At 71.7% G+C, this 23,122-nt stretch carries 17 protein-coding genes and 1 tRNA gene; 14 read left to right on the top strand and 4 right to left on the bottom strand.

Translation table 11 applies throughout. The annotated features are described in order from the left end of the window. Positions 1–4 precede the first annotated feature (4 nt). A complete protein-coding gene (locus tag J8N05_RS29415; protein WP_210888182.1) occupies positions 5–1,690 on the bottom strand; it encodes a thiamine pyrophosphate-binding protein in 1,686 nt (561 codons plus the stop codon). 187 nt (positions 1,691–1,877) lie between these two features. On the opposite strand from J8N05_RS29415, the gene sucC reads away from it, so the two are divergent. From sucC to J8N05_RS29390, 5 genes are all read left to right on the top strand, one after another. Then, complete coding sequence (sucC, locus tag J8N05_RS29410) at positions 1,878–3,008, top strand: ADP-forming succinate--CoA ligase subunit beta (RefSeq protein WP_210888177.1); 1,131 nt, start codon at positions 1,878–1,880, stop codon at positions 3,006–3,008. Positions 3,009–3,019: 11 nt separating this feature from the next. Next, positions 3,020–3,913: a succinate--CoA ligase subunit alpha gene (sucD, locus tag J8N05_RS29405; protein WP_210888174.1), complete on the top strand. Its 894-nt coding sequence runs from the start codon at positions 3,020–3,022 to the stop codon at positions 3,911–3,913. 268 nt (positions 3,914–4,181) lie between these two features. Next, positions 4,182–5,753: an aldehyde dehydrogenase family protein gene (locus J8N05_RS29400; protein WP_210888171.1), complete on the top strand. Its 1,572-nt coding sequence runs from the start codon at positions 4,182–4,184 to the stop codon at positions 5,751–5,753. A 193-nt stretch (positions 5,754–5,946) separates the two neighbouring features. Then, positions 5,947–6,031, top strand: a tRNA-Leu gene (locus tag J8N05_RS29395). A gap of 239 nt (positions 6,032–6,270) precedes the next feature. Beyond that, positions 6,271–6,969 carry a response regulator gene (locus J8N05_RS29390; protein WP_210888168.1) on the top strand — a complete coding sequence of 233 codons (699 nt, stop codon included), beginning with the start codon at positions 6,271–6,273 and terminating at the stop codon, positions 6,967–6,969. Positions 6,970–6,972: 3 nt separating this feature from the next. On the opposite strand, the gene J8N05_RS29385 is transcribed toward J8N05_RS29390, so the two are convergent. After that, complete coding sequence (locus J8N05_RS29385; RefSeq protein ID WP_210888165.1) at positions 6,973–8,625, bottom strand: aKG-HExxH-type peptide beta-hydroxylase; 1,653 nt, start codon at positions 8,623–8,625, stop codon at positions 6,973–6,975. A gap of 105 nt (positions 8,626–8,730) precedes the next feature. Continuing rightward, positions 8,731–8,886, bottom strand: a complete 156-nt coding sequence (locus tag J8N05_RS29380; RefSeq protein ID WP_210888162.1) for a hypothetical protein — start codon at positions 8,884–8,886, stop codon at positions 8,731–8,733. A gap of 372 nt (positions 8,887–9,258) precedes the next feature. Between J8N05_RS29380 and J8N05_RS29375 the strand changes: the two genes are divergently transcribed. From J8N05_RS29375 to fusA, 4 genes are all read left to right on the top strand, one after another. Next, entirely contained in the window at positions 9,259–10,908 is a 1,650-nt protein-coding gene (locus J8N05_RS29375) for a serine/threonine-protein kinase (RefSeq protein WP_210888159.1), read from the top strand. Then, positions 10,909–11,790 (top strand): N-formylglutamate amidohydrolase, encoded by an 882-nt coding sequence (locus J8N05_RS29370; RefSeq protein WP_210888157.1) that lies wholly within the window; start codon positions 10,909–10,911, stop codon positions 11,788–11,790. A gap of 1 nt (position 11,791) precedes the next feature. Next, entirely contained in the window at positions 11,792–12,649 is an 858-nt protein-coding gene (locus J8N05_RS29365) for a DUF429 domain-containing protein (RefSeq protein WP_210888154.1), read from the top strand. 320 nt (positions 12,650–12,969) lie between these two features. Continuing rightward, positions 12,970–15,114, top strand: coding sequence for an elongation factor G (gene fusA / locus J8N05_RS29360; RefSeq protein ID WP_210888151.1), 2,145 nt, complete (start codon positions 12,970–12,972; stop codon positions 15,112–15,114). A 149-nt stretch (positions 15,115–15,263) separates the two neighbouring features. On the opposite strand, the gene J8N05_RS29355 is transcribed toward fusA, so the two are convergent. Continuing rightward, positions 15,264–17,951: a DUF6493 family protein gene (locus tag J8N05_RS29355; RefSeq protein WP_210888148.1), complete on the bottom strand. Its 2,688-nt coding sequence runs from the start codon at positions 17,949–17,951 to the stop codon at positions 15,264–15,266. Between the two features lie 638 nt (positions 17,952–18,589). Between J8N05_RS29355 and J8N05_RS29350 the strand changes: the two genes are divergently transcribed. From J8N05_RS29350 to J8N05_RS29330, 5 genes are all read left to right on the top strand, one after another. Beyond that, positions 18,590–20,443 carry a sensor histidine kinase gene (locus tag J8N05_RS29350; RefSeq protein WP_210888145.1) on the top strand — a complete coding sequence of 618 codons (1,854 nt, stop codon included), beginning with the start codon at positions 18,590–18,592 and terminating at the stop codon, positions 20,441–20,443. A gap of 92 nt (positions 20,444–20,535) precedes the next feature. Then, on the top strand, positions 20,536–20,943 hold the full coding sequence (locus J8N05_RS29345) for a roadblock/LC7 domain-containing protein (protein WP_210888142.1): 408 nt from the start codon (positions 20,536–20,538) through the stop codon (positions 20,941–20,943). After that, positions 20,940–21,305 (top strand): DUF742 domain-containing protein, encoded by a 366-nt coding sequence (locus J8N05_RS29340; RefSeq protein ID WP_210888139.1) that lies wholly within the window; start codon positions 20,940–20,942, stop codon positions 21,303–21,305. The genes J8N05_RS29345 and J8N05_RS29340 overlap by 4 nt, the downstream gene beginning before the upstream one ends. Continuing rightward, positions 21,286–21,903, top strand: a complete 618-nt coding sequence (locus J8N05_RS29335) for a GTP-binding protein (protein ID WP_247706547.1) — start codon at positions 21,286–21,288, stop codon at positions 21,901–21,903. The genes J8N05_RS29340 and J8N05_RS29335 overlap by 20 nt, the downstream gene beginning before the upstream one ends. Further along, positions 21,900–23,117 (top strand): cytochrome P450, encoded by a 1,218-nt coding sequence (locus tag J8N05_RS29330; RefSeq protein WP_210888137.1) that lies wholly within the window; start codon positions 21,900–21,902, stop codon positions 23,115–23,117. The genes J8N05_RS29335 and J8N05_RS29330 overlap by 4 nt, the downstream gene beginning before the upstream one ends. Positions 23,118–23,122: the final 5 nt, after the last annotated feature.

Genomic DNA, 23,122 nt, shown 5'->3' with positions numbered 1-23,122 from the left:
CACCTCACTTGTACATCGTCTGGTTCATGGTTCCGGGGGCGTACGCGTCCGGGTCGACCCAGACGTTGATGAGTGACGGCTTGCCCGACTCGCGGGCGCGCCGCAGGGCGGGGCCGATGTCGGCGGGGTCGCGGACCTCCTCGCCGTAACCGCCCAGCATCTGGGCGAACTTGTCGTAGTGGACGTCGCCGAGGGTGTTGCCGACGCGCTCGCGCTCCAGGCCGTACTTGGCGGCCTGGCCGTAGCGGATCTGGTTCATGGAGGAGTTGTTGCCGACGATGCCGACGAAGGGGAGGTCGTAGCGGACGAGGGTCTCGAAGTCCCAGCCGGTGAGGGAGAACGCGCCGTCCCCGAAGAGGGCGACGACCTCCTTGTCGGGCCGCGCCTTCTTGGCGGCCAGCACGAAGGGGATGCCGACGCCGAGCGTGCCGAGCGGGCCCGGGTCCATCCAGTGCCCGGGTGACTTGGGCTGCACGACCTGCCCGGAGAAGGTGACGATGTCGCCGCCGTCCCCGATGTAGATGGAGTCCTCGGTCAGGAAGTCGTTGATCTCGCTGACCAGCCGGTACGGGTGGATCGGCGAGGCGTCGGACTTCAGGCTCGGCAGCCGCTTCTCGATGGCGGTCTGCTCGGCGGCGCGCAGTTCGTCGAGCCATTCCTTGCGCTTCGACGCGCCTCCGTTGAGGCGCCCGGAGGCGGCCTCCGCGACCGACTTCAGGACGAGCCCCGGGTCCCCGACGATGCCGAGGTCGATGTCCCGGTTCTTGCCGACGGTCCGGTAGTCGAGGTCGATCTGCACGACGGTCGCGTCCTGCGACAGCCGCTTGCCGTAGCCCATGCGGAAGTCGAAGGGCGTACCGACGATGACGATGACGTCGGCGTTGGAGAAGGCGTACCTGCGGGAGAGCTGGAAGTGGTGCGGGTCTCCCGGCGGCAGCGTGCCGCGTCCGGCGCCGTTCATGTAGGCGGGGATGTTGAGGGTGCGTACGAGGTCGATGGCGGACTCGGTGCCCCGGGTCGTCCACACCTGGCTGCCCAGCAGGATCGCCGGCTTCTCGGCGTGCACGAGGAGGTCGGCGAGCTTCTCGACGGCCTCGGGGTCACCGGCCGAGCGGGTCGAGGCCCGGTACTGCCCGGCGGCGGGCACCCGGGCCTTCTCCACCGGCACCTTGGCGTCCAGGACATCGCGCGGGATCTCCAGGAAGGAGGGTCCGGGCGCCCCGTGGTAGCACTCGCGGAACGCCATGGACACCATGTCGGCGGCCCGCGCGGTGTCCGGCACGGTCGCGGCGAACTTGGTGATCGGCGTCATCATGTCGACGTGCGGCAGGTCCTGCAGGGACCCCATCTTGTGCTGGGTGTGGGCCCCCTGACCGCCGATCAGCAGCATGGGGGACTCCGCGCGGAAGGCGTTGGCGACGCCCGTCACGGCGTCGGTCGTGCCGGGGCCGGCGGTGACGACGGCGCAGCCGGGCTTGCCGGTGATGCGTGCGTAACCGTCGGCGGCGTGGGCGGCGACCTGCTCGTGGCGTACGTCGACAACCTCGATGCCTTCGTCGACGCAGCCGTCGTAGATATCGATGATGTGGCCGCCACAGAGGGTGTAGATGACCTCCACACCCTCCGCTTTGAGTGCCTTGGCGACCAGGTGCCCACCGGAGATGAGGTTCTGGCTGTTGTCGTCGGGCATGGCGAAGTCCTGTCCCTTCGTAGGGGATTGGGCGCGCGGAAACGCAGCTCATACGGGGTGCGCGCACTGTTCGTGGATGCCGTCGCGGTACATTGCATACAGTCGACGAATACTGTATGAAGCTTGTTATCCCGCATCCGGTGGGTGGTGTCCAGGGGGCGTGCGGCACTTTTAAGAGGGAGCCGAGATGGACCTGTTCGAGCACCAGGCAAGGGAACTCTTCGAAGAACACGGCATCTTGGTGCCGAGGGCGGAGGTCACCGACTCGCCCAAGGAGGCACGCGAGATCGCCCGCAGGCTCGGCGGCCGCGTCGTCGTGAAGGCGCAGGTGAAGACCGGTGGACGGGGCAAGGCGGGCGGCGTGAAACTTGCCGCCGACCCGGCCGCCACCGAACTGACGGCACGCCAGATCCTTGGTATGGACATCAAGGGCCACACGGTCGGCAAGGTGATGCTGGCCCAACCGGTCGACATCGAGGCCGAGTTCTACGTCAGTTACGTACTCGACCGCGCGGCCGGCCGGTTCCTCGCGATCGCCTCGGCCGAGGGCGGCATAGACATCGAGGAGGTCGCCGCCACCCGCCCCGACGCGGTGGCGCGGATCCACGTCGACCCGGCCGAGGGCGTCACCTCGGCGAAGGCCGCCGAGATCGCCGAGGCCGCGGGTCTGCCGCCGCAGACCGTCGACGTCCTGGTCAGGCTCTGGGACGTACTCGTCCGCGAGGACGCCGTCCTCGTCGAGGTCAACCCCCTCGTCCGTACCGCGCAGGGGCAGATCCTCGCCCTCGACGGAAAGGTCACCCTCGACGACAACGCGCGCTTCCGGCAGTCGCGTTGGGGCGGCCAGGAAGCAGCGCACGACGATCCGCTGGAGGCGGCCGCCGCGGCCAAGGGCCTCAACTACGTGAAGCTGGACGGCGAGGTCGGCATCATCGGAAACGGCGCGGGCCTCGTCATGTCTACCCTCGACGTGGTCGCGGGCTGCGGCGCCCGCCCCGCCAACTTCCTCGACATCGGCGGCGGCGCCTCCGCCCAGATCATGGCCGACGGCCTCTCCGTCATCCTCTCCGACCCGGCCGTCAAGTCGGTCTTCGTCAACGTCTTCGGCGGCATCACCGCCTGCGACGCGGTAGCCGACGGCATCGTGCAGGCCCTGGAAACCGTCCACTTGACCAAACCACTGGTCGTCCGCCTCGACGGCAACAACGCCGTACGGGGCCGAGCGATCCTCGACGGCCGCGCGCACCCCCTGGTCCAGCAGGCCACCACCATGGACGGCGCCGCGCGCCGCGCCGCCCAACTCGCCAACGCAGCCTGAAGGAGCGGGACATGGCCATCTACCTCACCAAAGAGAGCAAGGTCCTCGTCCAGGGAATGACCGGCGGCGAGGGCATGAAGCACACCCGGCGCATGCTCGCCGCGGGAACCGACGTCGTCGGCGGCGTCAACCCGCGCAAGGCCGGCCGCAGCGTCGACTTCGACGACCGCGCCGTCCCCGTCTTCGGCTCCGTACGCGAAGGCATCGAGGCGACCGGCGCCGACGTCAGCATCGTCTTCGTCCCGCCGGCCTTCGCCAAAGCGGCGGTCGTCGAGGCGGCCGACGCCGGCATCGGCCTCGCCGTCGTCATCACGGAGGGCATCCCGGTCCACGACTCGGTCGCCTTCACGACGTATGCGAAGGAGAAGGGGACCCGGATCGTCGGCCCCAACTGCCCCGGTCTGATCACCCCCGGCCAGGCCAACGCGGGCATCATCCCCGCCGACATCACCAAGCCCGGCCGTATCGGCCTGGTCTCCAAGTCCGGCACGCTCACCTACCAACTCATGTACGAGCTGCGGGACATCGGCTTCTCCACCTGTGTCGGCATCGGCGGCGACCCCGTCGTCGGCACCACCCACATCGACTGCCTCGCCGCCTTCCAGGACGACCCCGACACCGAACTCATCGTCCTCATCGGGGAGATCGGCGGCGACGCCGAGGAACGCGCGGCCGCGTACGTCCGCGACCACGTCACCAAACCCGTCGTCGGCTACATCGCCGGCTTCACCGCTCCCGAGGGCAAGACGATGGGTCACGCCGGCGCCATCGTGTCCGGCTCCTCCGGCACGGCCCGGGCGAAGAAGGAGGCCCTGGAAGCGGCCGGCGTCCAGGTGGGCGACACCCCGACCGAGACGGCCCGGCTGGTACTGGCCCGCCTCGAAGCATCTCGAAGCGGAACGTGATGTCACTCATAGTTGACCTGGCGTCACTTACGGACGCCGTGACGCGTCGCTAGCGTCACCGGTACGAAGTTCCCGCGCGATGCGCGATGCGCGACGCATGACGATCAACGTACGACGCATGACGATCAACGTACGACGCCTACCGTCCCCGTGCCGAGCACGCACCGCCGGTGCCCGCGCACGCGGGACCAGCCATGGGCCAGCCGACCAGCCATGGACCAGCCATGAACGACCGCCCCCGACTGTGCACCGAGAGCGGAGCAACCGAATGGCACCCACCCTCACACCCGACCCCACGCCCCCGCCCACCCTCACCCTCAAATCCCACACCTCCTGGACCGACGCCTGGCAGCGCTGTCTCGCCGTGGCACCCGAGGCCTTCCAGGACGACCGCGTCCGCAACCTCTGGGGCGCCGCCTGGCAGGCGGACGGCCGGGCACTGCCCGCCACCAGCCCCGTCGACGGCAGCCCCATCGCCGGCCCGCCGCGACTGGACGGAGCCACGGCCCACCAGGCCGTCCGCGCCGCCCTCGACCACCACCGCGCCTGGCGTCACGTACCCCTCGAAGAACGCCGGGCGCGCGTCGCGGCCACCCTCGACGCCCTCACCCAGCACCGGGAGCTGCTCGCCCTCCTCCTCGTCTGGGAGATCGGCAAGCCCTGGCGGCTCGCGCAGGCCGACGTCGACCGCGCCATCGACGGCGTGCGCTGGTACGTCGACGGAATCGAACCCATGCTCGCGGACCGGACCCCGCTGGACGGACCCGTGTCCAACATCGCGAGCTGGAACTACCCGATGAGCGTGCTCGTTCACGCAATGCTGGTACAGGCACTGGCGGGCAACGCGGTCATCGCCAAGACCCCGACCGACGGCGGCGTCGCATGCCTCACCCTGGCCTGCGCGCTCGCCGCCCGCGAGGGGATACCCGTCACCCTCGTCAGCGGCAGCGGAGGCGAACTGTCCCAGGCGCTCGTGCGCGCGCCCGAGATCGGCTGCGTCTCCTTCGTCGGCGGCCGGGACACGGGCGCCGCGGTGGCCACGGCCGTCGCCGACCTGGGCAAGCGACACGTACTCGAACAGGAGGGACTGAACACCTGGGGCATCTGGAACCACACCGACTGGGACGCGCTGACGGCCGTCATTCCGAAGCTCTTCGACTACGGCAAGCAGCGCTGCACGGCCTATCCGCGCTTCGTCGTCCAGCGTGAGCTGTTCGACGAGTTCCTCGCGGCGTACCTCCCGGCGGTCGACACCCTCCGCGTCGGTCACCCGCTGGCCGTCGAGCACCCCGACGACCCGTACCCGCGCCTGGACTTCGGGCCGGTGATCAACGCGGCCAAGGCGAAGGAACTGCACGACCAGGTCGCCGAGGCCATCGACCGCGGCGCCGTCCCCCTGCACCGCGGCAAGCTCACCGACGCCCGCTTCCTGCCCGGCCAGGACACCTCGGCGTACGTCCAGCCGGTCACGATCCTGAATCCGCCCCCCTCCTCCCCGCTCCACCACGCGGAACCCTTCGGTCCGGTCGACACGATCGTCCTGGTCGACACGGAGGCGGAACTGCTGGCCGCGATGAACGCGTCGAACGGCGCGCTGGTCGCGACCCTGTCCACCGACGACGAGGTCACGTACGAGCGGCTGGCCCCGCAGATCCGGGCCTTCAAGGTCGGCCACGGGAAACCGCGCTCCCGGGGCGACCGCGACGAGCTGTTCGGCGGCTTCGGCGCGTCCTGGCGCGGCGCGTTCGTGGGCGGCGAACTGCTGGTGCGCGCGGTCACGCACGGGCCGGCGGGGGAGCGGCTGCCGGGGAACTTCCCGGACTACCACCTGATGCCGTGACCCGCTGATGTCGTGACCACCTCCACCCGGCCCGTAGCTTTTCGATCACTCAGAGTGAGGCCGTAGAGCGTCGTCCGCGCCCCGAGCGGCACCCCGCCGGGGCGCGGAAACGCAGGTGAAAGCCACTCCGAAAGCTTGGTATTGTTGTCCATGTCGCCGCGGGGAACACCCCCGTCCAGGCGGCAGACACCTGGTCCGGGTGGCGGAATGGCAGACGCGCTAGCTTGAGGTGCTAGTGCCCTTTATCGGGCGTGGGGGTTCAAGTCCCCCCTCGGACACTCACTACAGCGGTACGCGGATGAGGGCTACGACCTGAGGGTCGTGGCCCTTTTCGTATGCCGCCTCCACGGCCCGCCTGCCGGACCGAGTGATTTCCCGGAGTCCTCACAGCTGCCGTCGCGGCGCAACAGCCCGTCGTGCTAGCGGAGTTCTACGCTGCAACCGGACGCTGATCATGACGGCGTGAGGTAGCGCTCCGTAACGCCTCACGCCAGTCCGGGTGTGAGGAAGAACGAGAATGGCCGAAGAGGTCCACGACGCCGGTACGTCAGTGGTGTTGATAGAGAGCATTCCCCTGGTCCTGAGCGGCTTGCGTTCCGCGCTTGAGGACGGCGGGATCGGCGTTGTCGCGGGGACCCACGATCCGCACGCCGGCGTCCGGGCGGTCCGGGAGGAGAAGCCCGACGTGGTCCTCGTCGACCTCGACCTGCCGGCCCACGCCGGAATCGGGCTGCTTCAGCAGCTGCGCCGGCAGAGCCCGCCCCCGCAGCTGGTCGCCATGGTCTCCCCGGACCACGACGACGACAAGTTGCTGCTGACCGCGCTGATGGCAGGGGCCACGGGCTACCTGCTCAAGAACACGGAGACGGCGGACCTGCTGCGTACCGTACGAGCCGTGCGACGCGGGTACGTGACGTTGGGCCCCCGGCCCGGCAGCGAGCTCTTCGCCCTGCTGAAGCGTCTGGCGGAGGCCGACGAACCGCTCCCGTTCCCGGCCCTCACGAACCGGGAACGGGAAGTGCTGCGACTGGTCTCCCTGGGCCACGGAAACCGTCGGATAGCCCAGGAGCTGTTCATATCGGAGAAGACCGTACGCAACTACGTCTCCGCCATCCTGCCGAAGATCAACGTGTCGAACCGGCTGGAGGCCATCGTGTCCGCCCGGCTGACCGGACTGGAGACGGCCTATCCGGACACGGGCTCCGCGGGTGCGTAGGTGTCACCCGTCCTGGCTGACCAGGCCGGAAGTCACGAGCAGGCGCAGACTGTCGCCGACCTGCCGGCCGACCTCCTCCGAACCGGGCGTGAGACCCGCCGCCCGCGCGTAGGCCGTGTGCAGCGAGCCGAGGTCACGTCCGTCGCACAAGGAGTAGACGGTCCAGGAGCGCGCGTTCAGCCAGTGCATCCGGGCCGACCGCGCAGGGCTGACGACCAGTTGCCCGAGGCCGGGCAGGGCGCACGCGTCCACCGGCGTGACGCGCCGCAGGGCGCCCGTGGGGCCGTCCTGCTGAGAAGGCCCCGGTTCGGCGGGCCGAGTCGTCGCCGCCCGCTCACGCGGCTGCGGCGCGTCCTCGTCCACCAGACGCAGCGCGGTGAGGAGCCAGCGGGCGAACCGGTGCCCGTGCTCGGTGAGGGCCTCGTCCGGCAGCGACAGTACGCATTCGGCGAGATAGCGGGCCCTCTCCGCACTGGTGCGGTACTCGCCGTTCAGGGCGGCGGGGGTACCCGGGCTCGGCTCGTCGAGGTCCTCGGCGGGCGGGGGCGGACCGAACCGCTCACGGACCTCTTCGCCCGCCGCGTCGGCCGCGGCCCGGAAGACCAGCAGGTGCACGTAGAAGTGGAGGGCGACGAACACCCGGATGACCGTCCAGGAGCCGATCCGCCACGGGATGGGGACCTGCTCGGTGGCGTTCCTGACCACGGAACCCGCACGGAGCGCGTCGAAGAGCTTCAGGTGGGCGCCCTCGTGCAACAGGCTCTCCGCCGCGAGCCACGGAGACGTGCAGCGTTCCGGCGCGAGCAGCACGGTCGAGGGGAGCGGGTCGCCGCCCGACATGGACTGCAGGGGACCTTCCTCGCTCTCCCGGCTGGTGAAGCCGACCACGCTGACGTGCCCGAGCACACCGGCTCCGGCGGCGGGCAGCAGCGTGGCGAGGAGTTCCGCGCCCTCCCGCAGGACGGCGAGCGTCGTGTCCGTCGGATCGACGGGGCCCGCTGCCCGGCCGTCGCCGAGCGCGTCCCGGTACAGCTCCATGAGGCGCTCGGCCAGCAGCTTCTGCGCGTCACCCCGTGGTGCGGGTTCGGCCAGCACCCAGGTGTCCCCGAGAGCCGGCCAGGCGGGCCGGTGCGGACGCATGAGGGCTTCGGAGGGACCCGCGGACGGACCTGCGAGGGAACCTGCGGAGGGCGCCGCGTCCGTGGTGGCAGGGGCGTCCGCCGCCGCACCGGTGGCCAGGTGGCCGCGTACGTACGCCCCGAACGAGCTGTGTTCGAAGCGGTCGCTGTCCAGGAGCGCGAGGTCGACCTCGAAGCAGTTGCGCAGCACGGGGTCGTACAGCAGGGGTCGCAGACGTTCGTCGGACGCGGCGGCCGTCTCCCGCAGCACGTCCGCGGCCTCGCCGTCATGCCGCGCCAGCATCGTGAGGCCCAGCCGGAACCGGGCGAGGTTGCGTTCACCGATGGCCGGGGAGTCGCCGAACTGCCGATCGGCACAGAGCAGGGTGTCGGCCTGCGCCACCCGGTCGGCGACCGGTCCGGAAGCGACCGGTCCGGAGGCGCTCGGTTCACCGGCGACCGGTCCGGCGGGGGCCGGCGAACCCGGCCGGTCGGTGGAGGGTGCGGCCGGCTGGGCGGCGGAGAGCGAGGAGGACAACGACGGACCGTCCTTCGGGGGCGCGGGCGAGATGACGGACGTGGAACCTGGGACGACCGGCACCGGACCCGCCACGGATCCGGTGCCGACCGAACGCGTCGAACGTCAGGCGGCGCGGACCGCCTGGTACGACGGGAGCCAGGCGCGCTCCTCCGGTGCGTCGACGGCCACCAGCGGCGACTCGTCGTCGAGGTACGTCTGCGGAGCCAGCTCGGGGGTCTCGATGAGGTCCACCAGCATGTCTTCAGTCCCTTCGGTCATGTGCGGACGGAATGTTCCCGGCGAGGGATCACCCCACCAGGAACATCATCTTCCGCTACCGCACGTCCCACACCGAGAGGAGCGTTGTCCCGGAACCTGTCCCGTAGACGTGTCGTGGATAGCGGTAAAAGAAGGCTGATGGGACCCATGTCGCGCCCTGTTCCCAGCACCGCAGTGTGGTGGGTGCGACACGCCCGGTGGCCTTGTGGTTCCGCCCCCGCGACGCGGTCCGGGTCCGGTCCGGCCGCCCCGCGGCCCACTTCTCCGAGCCGTCGTTCCGACGTCGGTTCCCACCGCTATGCTCGCCGGTGTTCGAGTGATACATGGGGCCGGTGGCGAGGAAGCCGTCGGGAGGGGCGTGAGGCGGGCGTGTTGTCCGGCAGTGATGATCAGCAGGGTGCGGCGCATGCGGCACGGGGTGCCGGGCGTCTGATCGCGGGTCGGTACCGGCTGACCGACCAACTCGGCCGGGGCGGCATGGGCACCGTCTGGCGGGCCCACGACCAACTGCTCGCGCGGGATGTCGCGGCCAAGGAATTGCACGTCTTCACCCAGGGCGACGAGGACCGCCGCGTGTGGCTGCGCCGTGCGGTACGGGAGGCGCGGGTGGTGGCCAGGGTGCCGCACCCGCATGTGGTCGGAGTCCACGACCTCGTCGAGTACGAGGACCGGCTGTGGATCGTCATGGAACTCATCGACGGCCCCTCGCTCGCTCAACTCATCGCACGGAACGGCCCGTTGGAGCCCACGAAAGTCGCCGAACTGGGTGCTCAACTGCTCGGCGCGCTCGACGCCGTGCACGCCGCCGGAGCCCTGCACCGGGACGTCAAACCGGCCAACGTCCTGCTGCGCCGTGACGGCAGCGCGGTCCTGACGGACTTCGGCATCGCCGTCGTCGACGACGGCGAGGCGCTCACCAACTCGGGCGAATTCGCGGGCTCCGTCGAGTACATGGCGCCCGAACGCGTCAACGGCGGTCAGGTCGGGCCCGCTTCGGACCTGTGGTCGCTGGCCGCGACACTCGTCACCGCCGCCACCGGAGCGTCCCCCTTCCGGCGCCCCGCGCACGCGGCCACCCTGCACGCCGTCGCGTACGAACAGCCCAATCTGCCCGCGCGGTTGGGCCCGCTGCTCCCGGCCGTCGAGGCGCTGCTGCGCAAGGCGCCCGAGGAGCGGCCCTCCATCCCCGACGCGACGACCGCCCTGAGGCACGCCGCCGAAGGGCTCGCTGCGGACCCGAGGTCGCTGCCGTCGGCCACCGTCCGGATCGCGATCCCGGCCGGGGTCTCCCTCGCGGAGGCGGAGACCCGGACCCGTCAGCACGTCCCGTGGACGGACCACGCGGCACCCACTTCGCGGTACGACGCCGCGACCGCGTCCGCGTTGATGCGCAGGGACGAGAGCCGGCGTGACAGACGGGTCATGGGCCTGGTCGTCGCCTCGGTCGCCCTCGTCTTCGCGGGGACCGGCCTCGGCCTCTTCCTCGCCGGGGTGCCGCCGTTCGAACGGTCTGCCCAGGCCGACGCGTCGGAGGGCAAGGAGCCGGGCAGCGAGGCCGGTATCTCCCTGCCGGCCGGTACGCCCCTGCCGGCGACCCCCGTCGTCAACGAGTCGGTGGTCCATGCCGCCGAGGGCTGGCAGCGGGTCACCGACACACCCATCCAGTCCGGCGACACGGTCACCGTCCGCTTCACATCGGGCCAGTGGACCGTGGACGACCCCGAGATGCCACTGACAGGACCGGACGGCTACGACGCCGAGACCGACAGGTCGCTCGACTTCGCCGCGGCGGACTGCAAGGTCAACGACTCGGCTCCCTTCGGCGCGCTCCTCGGGCGTTTCACCGAGGCCGGGGAGGGCGAGGAGAGCCATATCGTGGGTAAGCAGTGGACCTTCGAGGCGGCGGCCGGGGGCACGCTCGAACTGCGCATCAACGACGGCGAAAACGACGGCGGCAACGGCTGCGTCTCGGACAACTCCGGCGACCTCTCGGTGACGGTGACCGTGGCCAAGGGCGCCTAGATGACCGGTACTTCGGCTCCGTACAGCCTTGTACCCGGCGCCCCCGCCTCACCGGTGATCCTGCACGTACCGCACTCCTCACGGACCGTCCCCGCGGACGCGCGAAGCGGCATCGTCCTCAACGACGAAGCGCTGCAACGGGAGTTGGACCACATCACCGACTCCCATACCGCGCGGATCGCCGCGGAGGCCGCCGCCCGGTGCGCGGTCGCGCCCTGGCGGTTCGTCAACGGGTTGTCCCGGCTGGTCGTGGACCCCGAACGCTTCCCGGACGAACGGGAGGAGATGCGGGCGGTGGGCATGGGAGCCGTCTACACCCGCACCACGCACGGCGAACCGCTCCGACCGGACGACACCCTGGACCGACCGGACGACACCCCGGACCGAGCGGACGACGACCCGGACCGCCTCGGTCACCCGGGCGCGTCGGCCGAACAGCCGCTCCTGGAAAGCTACTTCCACCCGTACGCCGCCGCCATGACCGACGCCGTGACACAGCGGCTGGCAGCGGCCGGGCGAGCCGTGATCGTCGACGTGCACTCCTATCCCACGGACCGGCTGCCGTACGAACTCCACGGCGACGGCCCCCGCCCACCCGTCTGCCTCGGAACCGACGCCTTCCACACACCGCCCGACCTCCTCACCAGCGCGGAGAAGGCGTTCACCGGCTTCGGCGGTACGGGCATCAACAGCCCCTTCGCCGGCACGTACGTACCGCTGAAGTACTACGGCACCGACCGGCGGGTCACCGCCCTGATGATCGAGATCCGCCGGGACGTCTACATGACCGAGCCGGGCGGTCCGGCGGGGCCCGGCCTCGCCCGGGTGGCGGCCGCACTGGCGGAACTGGTCGAGACGGTCACCGCGATGCCCGAGGCCTGAGGTGGCGATCGAGCGGTTCATCGGCATCGACCTGGCCTGGGCGAACGGCGGGACCCGCAGGCCCAACGAGACCGGTGTGGCCGCCGTCGACCGCTCCGGCGCGGTCCTCGACTGCGGCTGGACCCGCGGCCTCGACGAGACGACGGAGTGGCTGGCCGGGGCGGCCGTCGACGGATCGACCCTGGTCTTCGTCGACGCGCCGCTCGTCGTCGACAATCCGGCGGGCCAGCGGGTGTGCGAGCGGGAGGTGGGCCAACGGTACGGCCGCTGGAAGGTGAGCGCGAACAGCACCAACCTGGGCTCTCCTCGCCAGGCCGGTGTGCTCCTGCTGGAACGGCTCCGGAAGGCGGGCTGGTCCTACGACGACGGCAGACAGGGCCCGCCGACCAGCGGCCTCGTCCTGTCCGAGTGCTACCCGTACACCACCCTCGTCGGAGCGGCCGAGCTGGGTTACGACCTGGAGCGCCCCACGTACAAACGCCGCCCGGCGCGCGTACCGTCGGCCGACTGGCGGGAGGTGCGGGCGCAGGCGTGCGACGAGTTGATCGGCCGGGTGGCGGGCCTCGCCACCGCCGACCCGCCCCTTCTGCTCGCCTCGCATCCGGTCTCCCGCCGGCTGACCGAGGAGCCCTCACCTCAGCGGGCGGCCGACTACAAGCACCGGGAGGACCTCGTCGACGCGCTGCTCTGCGCGTGGACGGCCGCCCTGTGGTCGCGGCACGGGCTCACCCGCTGCCAGGTGCTCGGCGCGGACAGCCCCGCCCCGCAGGGGTACGCCCCCACGATCATCGCTCCGGCCCGCGCGGAGCAGCGGCGGGACGGGGAGCCCGGGGCCGCCATGGAGGGCGGGCGCGAATAACCCGGTGCGCCACGGCGGTTCGGTTTCCTACACTCGCCCCACAACACGCGCCGCGCACCACCGCGCCGCGCCCCGTGACCCTTGAGAGGAGCCCGGCCATGCGGTACCGCACCGCTGTCGTCGTTCCTCTGTCGCGGTACGAGGTGATCCTCGTGTCTTCGCGGAGCCGGTGCGGGCTGCGCGGCCCGCACCGGATGCCCGTTCCGAACGTCTGCCCCTGACCTGAGCACGCTCTGTCGCAGGCTCACAGGTCACCTGACGCCTCGTACGGGAATCGCGCCGACCCCATCCGGATCAGTAGTCCTGGAAGGCCTTGGGCCGTGCGTACCGAACTCCATCTTCATGACCGTCGCTTCTCTCATCCCGCCGCCCCGCTGGACGCCGTCCGCAATCTCGGCATCCTCGCCCATGTCGACGCGGGCAAGACCACCGTCACCGAGCGGATCCTGTATGTCACCGGGACCACGCACAAGCGTGGTGAGGTGCATGACGGGACGACCGTCACCGACTTCGACCCCCAGGAGCGCGACCGCGGGATCACCATCTTCGCCGCCGCCGTCAGCTGTGACTGGGATGGGCATCGCGTCAACCTGATCGACACTCCGGGGCACGTCGACTTCTCCGACGAGGTCGTACGTTCGCTGCGCGTACTGGACGGGGCGGTCGCGGTGTTCGACGCCGTCGCGGGGGTCGAGCCGCAGAGCGAGTCGGTGTGGCGGCAGGCCGACCGGTTCGGTGTGCCGCGGATCGCGTTCGTCAACAAGCTGGACCGGGCCGGGGCCGACCTCGACTCGGCGGTCGCGTCCATCCGGGAACGGCTGCATCCGGCGCCGCTGGTCGTGCAGTTGCCCATCGGCTCGGAGGACGGGTTCCGCGGAGTCGTCGACCTGGTGCGGATGCGGGCGTTGGTCTGGGCCGAGGAGGCCGAGGGCGCCGCAGGGACCGGCGGGGTCGAGGAAGGGCCCGTACCCGAAGGTCTGTCGGAGGAGGCGGGGCGGCGGCGACGGCTGCTGGAGGAGGCCGTCGCGGAGCTGCATCCGGGCGCACTGGAGGAGTTCTGTACGCCGGCCGGCCTCTCCGCGCGGACCCTCGCGGGCGCGCTGCGCGACCTGACCCGTACGGGTGACGGTGTGGTCGTGCTCTGCGGCTCGGCCTACCGCAACCGGGGCATCGAGCCGCTGCTGGACGCCGTGGTCGCGTATCTGCCCTCGCCGTCGGACGTGCCCGCCGTACGGGGCACGCTGGACGGTGGCGAGCAGGTGCGGGCCGCCGATCCGGACGCGCCGTTCGCGGCCCTGGCGTTCAAGGTGCACTCCACCGCCACCGGGCGGCTGACCTATCTGCGGCTGTACTCGGGGACGATCCGGAAGGGAGAAGTGGTGGCCGTGCGGGACGCGAACGCGACGCGCACCGAACGGATCGGCCGGATCCTGCGCGTCCAGGCCGACCGGCACGCCCAGCTGGACCGGGCCGTGGCCGGGGACATCGTCGCCGTGGTCGGACTGAAGTCCGCCCGCGCGGGATCGACCCTGTGCGCGCCCGGGGCCCCGCTGCTCCTCGAAGCGCCGGTCACCGCCGAGCCCGTCGTGTCGGTGGCGGTCGAGGCCCGGACGAGCACGGACACGGACCGACTGGTGGCGGCGCTGGCACGGCTCGTGGAGGAGGATCCGTCGCTGGTGGTGCGGACCGACGACGAGACCGGGCAGACCGTGCTGTCCGGCATGGGCGAACTGCATCTGGAGGTGGCGGTGGAGAAGATCCGCCGCGCCCAGGGGCTGGACGTCCGGGTCGGCCGGCCGAGGGTGGCCTACCGGGAGACCGTCGTTCGCGGGGTCGCAGGCCTCGTCTTTCGGCATGTCAAACAGGACGGCGGGGCGGGCCAGTTCGCCCATGTCGTACTGGACGTGGAGCCGTTGGAAGGCGACGCCGACCGGGAGGACGGAGGCAGCGCGACCGGGTTCGAGTTCCGGTCGACCGTCGTCGGCGGTCGGGTGCCGCAGGAGTACGTACGGGCCGTCGAGGCCGGTTGCCGGGACGCGCTGGGCGAAGGTCCGCTCGGCGGGCATCCCGTGACCGGGTTGCGGGTCGTCCTACGGGACGGGGCGACCCATACGAAGGACTCGTCGGAGATGGCGTTCCGGACGGCCGGACGGTTCGCCCTGCGTGAGGCGTTGCGGGCGTGCGCGATGGCGGTGCTGGAACCGGTGGTCGAGGTCACGGTCACCGCTCCCGACGAGGCCGTGGGCGGAGTCCTGGGCGACCTGGCGGCGCGGCGCGGCCGGGTCACCGGCTCGGCCGCGCGGGCGGGTGCGGCGGTCGTCACCGCCACCGTGCCGCTGGCCGAACTGTTCGGCTACGCGACGCGGTTGCGAAGCCGCACGCAGGGCCGGGGGGTTTTCACCACCCGACCCACGGGGTACGCCCCGGCGCCGACGTCGGTGCCGCGGGGACCGGCGCCCCGGTAGTCCGGACGGGTCCCGGAGCGGGGCCCGGGGCCGCGCTCAAGTGCCGGGGTTCCGGGCCTCCGGAGCCGCCGTTCGGGGCGTTGGGGCGGGGTCGACAGACCCCGTCCCATCGCCCTCGCCCGGGCGGGCCCGCCGTTCACCGGCCCGGGTCAGCGCAGTGCATCCCGTAGCAACCGCGCGTTCCTCACCAGCTGGCTCGACCCCTTGCGGTCGGCGATCGCCGTGACCTCGGCGATCGAGCCCCTCGCGCCGCAGCGCGACACGCATTCCACCGCGAGTGCCAGCAGGTCGCCCACGCCCCGGACCGGGGTGCCCCGCAGCAGACCGGGCAGGGCGGCCGCCAGGACGGACCACACGGTCGCGTACGCACTCGTGTCGGCGGCGGTCCGCAGCGACTCGGCCGCCCGGTTCGCGCCGGGCCACCCGTCGTTCAGTAACGCCTCCAGCTGCCGGCCGAGCAGCCCGCCGTCCAGTTGCTCCCGCGCGGCCAGGACCAGCAGGGCGTCCACCACCGCGATGGTGTCCAGGCGCCAGATCAGCCCGAAGGCCACGGCCAGGTGCACCGACCAACCCGCCGGACCGCCTGACTCCGCGACGAGCGGCAGGACGCGCGGCCACCCTGTCTGGGACGAGCGCGGCTCGAAGTAGTCGCGTGCCATCAACTCCTCGCGGTGGTGCGGCAACTGGGCCACCCAGAAGGGCCGGATCGGGTCGGCGAGGCCGTTGTTGCCGACGTACGGTCCGACCAGCGCCGCCGCGGCCAACGGGAACTCGGGGTCGATGGCCGCCCCGGGGCGCGCGGGTGTCCACCAGCCCTGCGAGGCGGGCTTCGGCGGCTCGCAGTGGGGCCAGCCCTTCGGTTCCGAGTCCTGGTGCGGGAGCCCGCCCTCGCGCAGCCAGTGCGCCAGCCGCCGGCCGGCGGGGGAGTCGAGCGACCCGGCCGCGCGGAGCACCTCGCCGTCCGCCGTCGGGGTGACCCGCAGCAGGGCCTGGGCCAGGTCGACCGGCGCGGGGTCGATACCGAGCGCGTCGAGCGCGGAGATACGTGCCAGCAGGACGGCGGCGTCCAGCGCGCCGGTGGAGAGGGTCGGCACGGCCAGCAGGAACGGCTGTGTGCCGGACTCGATGATCTCCATCGCCTCGGCCAGCCGCGCGGCGAGCAGCGAACCGGCCAGGGAGAAACTGCTGCTCGGGCGGGTCCGGCCGAGGTGGACGACCCGGTGCAGCAGGCCGACGCGTGACCTCGGTTTGTCGCCCCGCACCGCGGCCGCCACGTCGTAGAGGTCCGCCTGCACCCAGTCGTGGGCGTCCTTCGGCAGGATGCGCATGACCGGCTCCAGCGCCTCGGACAGTGCGGTCCGGTCCACATGGGCGTGGCGGACCAGTCCGTCGAGGGCGCGTTCGAAGGCCGCCACGTCCTGGTCGCCCGCGACGACCGCCGCCACCTCCTGCGCGACCTCGGTGGCTGTCGGGACGGGCCCCGGCACCGGGCTCGGGACCGGCACGGGAGGCAGCGTGTCCGCGTACGCCCCGGTGACGGCGACCTCTGGCGCGCCACCCAAGTCCTCCTGCGCGCCGAACAGTTCGCCGGCTCGTGCCGCGAGCCCTGGGCTGAGCAGTTCCGCGGCCGCCCGCAACCGGGGCAGCACCGACTCCCCGGCAGCCTCGACATGGCGAGCCGTCAGATCCAGCGCGCGCTCCTGCAACGCCAGCTCCCGGTGCCCGAAGGCGACGGCCATGTCGACGAGCAGCCTTTCCGCGAGCGCCGGGTCCCGTCGGATCGCGCGGTCGAGCCAGGTCAGTTGGGTACGGACCAGCGTCTTCTCGGGGCGGAGCAGGACCCGTTCGCACGCCTCGGTGAGTGCGTCGGGCTCCAGCAGCCCCGCCTCGTCCAGGCCGGTCAGGATCTCCTGGGCGTAGGCGGCCACCGCCAACGACCCATCGAGCAGCGCCAGATGGTCCCGTACGAGGAGAGCGTTCTCGGCCGGTGTGCAGTTCAGGGCCCGCAGGAAGTCCAGGTGGGGAGCGGTCTCCCCGCGGGTGCCGTCGGCCGGCAGGCGTCCCAGCAGCCGCCCGGCCAGCGCGGTGCGTGCGGGGGCCACCCGGGCGTGTTCGGCCGGGGTGAGCGCGAGCGCCTCCAGCAGGGCCGCCGCCCGGGCTCCTCCCGGCGGATCGCCGACCATGTCGGCGAAGAGGTTGTCGACCAGCTCGTCACGGTCGGCGAAACCCTCGGCGGTGAGGGTGACGAGAGCTTCCAGCAGCCACCCCGGACGGCCGAAGACGACACGCCCCGGTCTCTCCACGGCCAGTGGGACGAGCTTCGGGGTGAAGGCGTCCGCGCGCAGCCGCTCCAGGAGGTCGCCACCCGGTACCCCGCCCAGTACCCGCGCGGGCCGTTCCCGGTCGTTCGCGCGGTTGGAGAGCCAGGCCAGGACGAACTTCCGGGAGGCCGGCAGCGGGCAGCCGGTGTCGTGGACGAGGTGTTCGGTGATCGTGTACACCGTGTCCGAGGCCGTCGCGCTCTCGCCGAGCCGTGCGGCCAGCTCGGCGCGCCAGCCCACGGGGTACAGGTCCAGGACGTCCACCGTCCAGGTGCCCACCTTGAAGTACCGGTAGGTCAGGAGCCAGGCCGCCGCGGCCGCGGGGGTGACCTGGCAGCCCAGTTCGGCGGCGAACAGGGCTGCCTTGGCCTCCGGGGTGTTCTCACGTCGGGAGGCCGTCCCGCGGTGGGCCTTGAGCCCCGCCGCGCACGCACCGCGCTCCTCCGGCGACAGGGCACCCAGCTCCCGGACCACTCCGGCGAGGTCGCCGGCCTCCACGAGTTCGACCAGTCTCATCGTGCCGCCTTCGCCCTTTCCATCGTCCGCCGCTGCCGCTGCCGCTGCCGCTGTTTCTGTCTTTGTCTCTGCGTCTGCGTCTGCCTCACCGTCTGGGGCTGCGCTCCGCAGGACGAGAGGGGCTCCGGCCGAGTGCGCGTGTCCGGTCGATGGGCTCAAGTCCGTTACGTGAAAGGGGAGTTGGGTCACGTGCACACGCTAGGGCCGGACACCGGCAGGACGAAGAAAGCGTTCAAGAGGCAACCAGTGCGCGCCCTCTTGAGCGCCTGGGTTCACCGGCGCCGGCTTGTCGCCCGGCCGGGATGCTCTCGGTGTTCAGGGCGGTGTTCCCGGCGGTGTTCCTGACGGGACGAACCTCTTTCGGCCACCTCGGACCTCGGGCCTCTCCACTCACGTCGGACCTTTTCGCGTTGGTTACACGTGTGTGTAGATGTGAGAAGTAAGGCCAAGACCTTTTCATGATGATCGTAAAGTCCCATATAGTGACCGCCAGATGCGCAGAGGTGAAGGCTCACACCTGTCCGTAGTGAGCCGAAAAACTACTGGCAACCCGCTGCAGGGACTTGTCCCAAGGAACCGACCCGAAGGCCATCCGAGATCACGGTGAACGCCCTCGGAACCGACCGAGGAAACGAGCGATGACTTCCCCCACGCACCCGGGCGAACGGCCCGCCATCCGAGGCCTGCTGACGGCTTTCGTACTCACGGCGGTACTGGCCGGGCTCGCGGTCGCGGGCGCGGTCGTCAACGCGCCGGCCGGCGTGCGCCTGCCGCTCGCGCTGGGCGGCAGCGCGGCGGGCCTCCTGTTGTGCGCGGCCGTCGTCGTGGCCGTGTACGCCGTCCTCTCCGGCCGGACGATGCGCCGGCGGCTGGAGACGCTGACCCAGGACGTCGGCCGGATGCTCCAGGAACGTGTCCGGCTGACCGAGGACACGCGTCTCGAACGCGTGCGGCTGACGGGTGAGCTGGAGCGGGAGCGGGCCCGCCTGACGGCGGAACTGGCCCAGGAACATGCCCGGCTGACCGACTCGCTCGCCGCCGAACGCGCCCGCATCGTCCAGGAGCAGGGCGCGGAGCACGCCCGGCTGACCGACTCGCTGACTGCCGAGCGCGACCGGGTCGCCCGGGAGCACAGCACGGAGCGTGCCCGGCTCGCCGAGGAGAACACGCAGCTCACGGTGCGGCTGCGGGAGGCGAACGCCTCGCGCACCGCCGCCGTCTCCGCCACCGCCAACGCGGCGGGGCGCATGCAGGCCGTGGCCACCGCGATGCTCGCGGACCTGCGGGCCATGGAGGAGCGGCACTCCGACGAGGACGTCCTCGCCGACCTCCTCCACCTCGACCATCGCACCGCGCAGGCCGGCCGGCTCGCGGACTCCCTCGCGGTGCTGACCGGGGCCCGCTCGGGCCGACGCTGGGCGCGGCCGATCGGCATGGAGTCCATCCTGCGTGGCGCCATGGGCCGCATCGGCAGCTACCAGCGGGTCCGGGTCCACTCCGCCAGCCAGGCCGCCGTCGCCGGGCACGCCGCCGAGGCCGTGATGCACGCGCTGGCCGAACTGCTCGACAACGCCGCGAACTTCTCCCCGCCGACCGCCGAGGTGCACGTCTACGTGGAGGAGGTGCCGGCCGGTGTCATCGTCTCCGTCGAGGACAGCGGCCTGGTCATGAGCGACCTGCAACTGCGCCGTGCCGAGGAGGCGGTCACCGGCCGGGGCAGCGAACTCGGCGGTCTCACCGGCACCCGGCTGGGCCTCGCCGTCGTCGGCAGGCTCGCCCACCGGTACGGCCTCAAGATCTCCTTCCGGCCCTCGGCCCGCGGCGGCACCGGCGTTCTGCTGCTCGTCCCGCAGGACATCCTCGTCGTCCAGGGCACCTCGACCCCGCCGGCCGACCGCACCCCGGAGGTGCCGGCCGCCCGGAAGCCGTCTGCCACCGCGGGCACCACGACCGCGCCCGCTGCCCCGGAACTGCCGCGGCGCCACGGTGGGTCCGTGGCGCCCGCCCCGGACAAGGGCGCCGACGCGGCACGGGCTCCCGGGCCCGGCCGGGACCTCGATTCCGCCCCCGCGCACGCATACGCCACCTCAGCCACGCCTGCCCCCTCCGGCACCCCTGCCGCGCCTGCCCCCTCCGGCACCCCTGCCGCGCCTGCCGCCTCCGGCACCCCTGCCCCGGCCGCCGGTGCGGAGGAATCCGTGGAGGAGCCCGTGGAGGATCTGCCCCGGCGCCGCCGCGGACGGACCCTCGCCGAGGCCGAGGCCGAGCGGGCGCGTGTGGCGGCGCGCTCCACCACACCGCACACCGCGCCGTCCGCCGTGGACGTACAGGTACGCGCCGCCCGCTTCGGCAGCTTCCGCCAAGCCGTGCGCGGGGTTCCCGCCGCTTCCGAGCAGCCCGGGACGACCGGGGCAGGCACAGCGGACCAACAGTCCGGCACCGGCACCGCACCCGCCACCGGCCAGTCCCCACCCGCCCCCCAGAGCGGCTGAGGCACCCCCGGCCCCTCCGCCTGGACGCACCCTCCCCGCCCGAGATCCGAGATCATCCCCCCGCAGTCTCACCCGGAAGGCGACACCACCTCATGACCGGCACGACGACCGCCGACGACAAACTCACGTGGCTCATCGAGGGCCTGCTCAAGCGCACCCCGGGCGCACGGCACGCGCTCGTGCTCTCCCGTGACGGCCTGAAACTGTGCCGCACCCCGGAGCTCTCCGCGGACCAGGCCGACCAGCTCGCCGCGATAGCCGCCGGCATCCAGTCCCTGTCGCACGGCGCGTCGGTGGAGTTCGGCGACGGCACCGGCGGCGTCCGTACGGCCATGGCCGAGTTCTACGGCGGAGTGCTGTTCATCGTCGAGGCGGGTCAGGGCGCGCATCTGGCCGTCGTCACGGACGAGGACGCCGACGCGGGCCTCATCGGACACAACATGAGCGAGCTGATCGAGCAGCTCGGCGAACACCTGACGGCCCCGCCCCGGGCCTCATGACCGCGTACGCCGGCAGGCCGGGCAGGGACGACTCCCCCGACCGGTTCTACACCCTGACCTCGGGGCGCAGCCGGGTCGGCGCGGACAGCCCTCTGGACCTGGTGACCCTCGTCATCGCCGAGTGCGACCCCGTGCCCGGCATGCAGTCCGAGCACGCGGCGATCCTGCGGATGACCGAACGCCCCACCGCGGTCGTGGAGATCGCCGCCGAACTGCGGCTGCCGGTCGGCATCACCAAGATCCTGCTGTCCGACCTCCTGGCCGCGGGCCGTGTCAGCGCCCGTCACCCCCGTCGGCAGCAGGCCCTACTACCCGACCTCGACATCCTGGAGCAGGTGCTCGTTGGACTCCGAAATCTCTAGAGCGAGCGCTCCCCTGAGCGCATCCGCCGACAACGCACTGAAGATCGTGGTCGTGGGCGGCTTCGGAGTGGGCAAGACCACCCTGGTGCGCTCGGTCAGCGAGATCCGCCCGCTGAACACCGAGGAGACGATGACGCAGGCGGGAGCGGACGTCGACGATCTCACCGGCGTCGGCGCCAAGACCGCGACCACCGTCGCCTTCGACTTCGGCCGCATCACCCTCGACGCCCGCAATGTGCTCTACCTGTTCGGGGCGCCCGGCCAGCAGCGCTTCTGGTTCCTGTGGGACCGCCTCTTCTCCGGGACCCTGGGAGCGGTCGTCCTCGTCGACACCCGGCGCATCGACGACTCCTGGTACGCGATCGACCGCCTGGAGAAGCACGGCACCCCGTTCGTCGTCGCCTGCAACGACTTCGGCGGGCCCGCGCACTCTCCCGAGCGGATCCGCCAGGCACTCGACCTGGACGAGCACGTCCCCCTGATCGGCTGCGACGCCCGTTCGCGCGAGTCCAGCAAGCAGGTCCTGATCACCCTGGTCGAGTACGTCCACCGACTGCACTCCGACCATGTCCGCAACTCGCCTCAGGAGCTGGTGTGAGTCCCATCCCCCTGCGCGGTCCGCTCTCGCACGAGGAACCGGCCGAGCTGTACCGGCAGATGCGGCGCAAGCACGGCCCGGTGGCACCGGTCCTCCTCGACGGAGACATCCCCGCCTGGCTGGTGCTCGGCTACCGTGAACTGCACCAGGTCACCAGCGACCCGGGCCTCTTCAGCCGGGACTCCGAGCTGTGGAACCAGTGGGACAACATTCCCGAGGACTGGCCCCTTGCACCGGTCATCGGGCGCAAGCAGCCGTCCATCCTCTACACCGTCGGCGAACGGCACCGCACCCGCTCGGCGATGCTGAGCAACGCCCTGGACGGCGTCGACCCCTCCGAACTGCGGGCGCACGCCGAGCAGTTCGCCGACGAGCTGATCGACTCCTTCTGCGCCGCCGGCAGCGGCGATCTGATCGGCCAGTACGCCAAGCTGCTCCCGGCCCGCGTCCTGGCCCGTATCTACGGCTGGAACGACACCAAGGCCACGGCACTGGTCGCCTCCCTCACCGACATGATCGACGCGGGGGACCGGGCGCTGGCGGGCGAGCAGCATCTGTACACCGCCGCCCAGCAGTTGGTGGCCGAGAAGCGCGTCGAGCCCGGCGACGACGTCGCCTCCCGGATCCTGGCCGACCGGAGCGGGTTCAGCGACGAGGAGATCGTCCAGGACATCATGATCCTGCTGTCGGCGGGCCATCAGCCCACCGCCGACTGGATCGGCAACTCCCTCCACCTCATGCTCACCGACGCCCGTTTCGCGGCTTCCCTCTTCGGGGGCCGGAGCAGTGTCACCGAGGCCATGAACGAGGTCCTGTGGGAGGACACCCCGACCCAGAACATGCCCGGCCGCTACGCCACCCGCGACACCCACCTCGGCGGCGTCCGCATCAACACCGGCGACCTGCTGCTCCTCGGACTCCAGGCCGCCAACTCGGACCCGCACATCCGCGCCGACCACACCGCTCTGACGGGCGGCAACAACGCGCACTTCTCCTTCAGTCACGGTGAACACCGCTGTCCCTTCCCCGCACAGGAGGTGGCGGAGGTCATCGCGCGGACGGGGATCGAGGTTGTCCTCGACCGGCTGCCCGACATCGACCTCGCCGTGCCGGCGGAGTCCCTGAAGCGCCGTCAGTCACCGTGGCTGCGCGGCCTCACCGCACTGCCCGTGCGGTTCGCCCCGACACCCGCCCTGGGCGGCACGGGCGCCTGACCGGG

The sequence above is a fragment of the Streptomyces liliiviolaceus genome (assembly GCF_018070025.1).
Classification (GTDB): Bacteria; Actinomycetota; Actinomycetes; order Streptomycetales; family Streptomycetaceae; genus Streptomyces; species Streptomyces liliiviolaceus.
This window is presented reverse-complemented; position numbering and strand designations above follow the sequence as displayed.

Coding starts and splice junctions, on each gene's coding strand:
- J8N05_RS29340 (WP_210888139.1), top strand. CDS start 20,940: ATGACCGCGTACGCCGGCAGGCCGGGCAGGGACGACTCCCCCGACCGG.
- J8N05_RS29390 (WP_210888168.1), top strand. CDS start 6,271: ATGGCCGAAGAGGTCCACGACGCCGGTACGTCAGTGGTGTTGATAGAG.
- J8N05_RS29380 (WP_210888162.1), bottom strand. CDS start 8,886: ATGACCGAAGGGACTGAAGACATGCTGGTGGACCTCATCGAGACCCCC.
- J8N05_RS29350 (WP_210888145.1), top strand. CDS start 18,590: ATGACTTCCCCCACGCACCCGGGCGAACGGCCCGCCATCCGAGGCCTG.
- J8N05_RS29370 (WP_210888157.1), top strand. CDS start 10,909: ATGACCGGTACTTCGGCTCCGTACAGCCTTGTACCCGGCGCCCCCGCC.
- J8N05_RS29415 (WP_210888182.1), bottom strand. CDS start 1,690: ATGCCCGACGACAACAGCCAGAACCTCATCTCCGGTGGGCACCTGGTC.
- J8N05_RS29345 (WP_210888142.1), top strand. CDS start 20,536: ATGACCGGCACGACGACCGCCGACGACAAACTCACGTGGCTCATCGAG.
- sucD (WP_210888174.1), top strand. CDS start 3,020: ATGGCCATCTACCTCACCAAAGAGAGCAAGGTCCTCGTCCAGGGAATG.
- J8N05_RS29355 (WP_210888148.1), bottom strand. CDS start 17,951: ATGAGACTGGTCGAACTCGTGGAGGCCGGCGACCTCGCCGGAGTGGTC.
- sucC (WP_210888177.1), top strand. CDS start 1,878: ATGGACCTGTTCGAGCACCAGGCAAGGGAACTCTTCGAAGAACACGGC.
- J8N05_RS29400 (WP_210888171.1), top strand. CDS start 4,182: ATGGCACCCACCCTCACACCCGACCCCACGCCCCCGCCCACCCTCACC.